This is a genomic window from Psychromonas hadalis ATCC BAA-638, from assembly GCF_000420245.1.
Lineage (GTDB): Bacteria > Pseudomonadota > Gammaproteobacteria > Enterobacterales > Psychromonadaceae > Psychromonas > Psychromonas hadalis.
This window is the reverse complement of record NZ_ATUO01000326.1, coordinates 1-1,403: the sequence shown is the minus strand read 5'-3', so window position 1 is coordinate 1,403 and position 1,403 is coordinate 1. Positions and strand designations below refer to the sequence as shown.

Here is a 1,403-nt window from a genome sequence, read left to right as displayed (position 1 = left end):
ATTCGTTCTAAATTGGTTATTTGTGTGGCTCAAAATAGAGGCTAATGTTTATTTAACAGTGCCTTTAAGTTATTGTATCGCTTGGTTTTACCAGTATTGCATCTAACAAGCAATTCAACGGGACACGCAACAGTTGGCCGCGTTCACTCCGTTCACAAGTATGGCCAACTATTACTTAGCCCGTTAATTGGGCGTTATGCAACCTAAGGATTTGTATGTTCCCATCATTATTTGATAAGAATGAAGACGTAAATGTACTTGACTATATAATTAATAACGAAAAAATGTTGCGTAAGACATTTAGCGATAAGTTAGAAACCTTAGAGAAAACACTAGAGGTTATGTCTGCTGGTGTTAGTGAAACGAAGCGACAAAAAAACAAGCCTCTTGAGTATGTTTGGAATTTAGCTGGGTATGTAAATTCAACTTCTTTTGATCTTGCAGTTACTGGCGAAGCATTGATGTTTGAAACAAATCAATGGAAAAAACGATACTACGCAAGAATGGCGGCTGTAAATATTTATGAAGCATGCTTGGATATTCCAAACATGACTGGAAAAGAGTTCAGAAAAGAAGCTTCTAAACTAGAAGGCGGAGAGAAATTCTTAGTTTCGTTGGGTAGTAAAGTTAAAAAAATTAGAAAGTTTCAATCTGAGCATGCTGCTTGGCTAAAAAACATTAGATTATGCTGTGCAGCTCATAGAGAGCAAGATTTGAGTAAGCAATTAGAAGTTGTATTTAATATTTCTCCAACGAAGGTTTTAGAAATAATGGCAGAGTTTGATACATTATTAAATGAGATCGGAGAAGTATCTGAGGTAGGGATTAATTTGATCCCTAGCCGAACAGTTGCATAACAAGTTGCTTAAACGGAATAAAAACAGTTGGTTATCGCTTCGCGATTTTAACCAACCATTTTTATCCGCTTAGCAAGGCGTTAGGCGGAATTCGCCACTTAATATTATTGTTAACAGCGTCTACTAATTTAAGTGTGCATTTTTTTAGCGTTTAGTTGTTTGGTAGGGTTTCGCCAAAGGCAGTATCGTTATCGCTAATATCGTCGAAGGGCTTTTATAAAAGACAAAAAGTCCTCCGCGAATTAGCTTGTTCGGGCTTTTGTGTTATGGCTCAAGTTATCGTTGGTCATTTTTAAATGTGGCGACGGTTTATTATTTTTTAAAGTTTGCTTAACGTGTGTTGGTTACTGGTAGAGTATTCGCCTAACAAGCCATTAAAGCAGGACAAAAACGACTTTGCTGTTTTTCGTTCCTCAAACATTTTAGCAAAGTCATTTTTGCCTCTTAATGGGGCGTTAGTTGCCCTAAAAATTGATGTTCATATTTTATTTTCAAAGGTTATAAATCTGTATTAGTTTGCTAAAAAAAGTCTATATTGAGTTTTCA

1 protein-coding gene is annotated in these 1,403 nt (G+C 35.9%); it reads left to right on the top strand.

Annotation, left to right across the window (positions count from 1 at the left end):
* Positions 1 to 215 precede the first annotated feature (215 nt).
* Positions 216 to 857: a hypothetical protein gene (locus G322_RS0119325; RefSeq protein WP_022943293.1), complete on the top strand. Its 642-nt coding sequence runs from the start codon at positions 216 to 218 to the stop codon at positions 855 to 857.
* The last annotated feature ends 546 nt before the right edge of the window (positions 858 to 1,403 follow it).

Bases quoted from the DNA above. Each gene is read 5' to 3' on its own strand.
- G322_RS0119325 (WP_022943293.1), top strand. From the start codon at position 216: ATGTTCCCATCATTATTTGATAAGAATGAAGACGTAAATGTACTTGAC.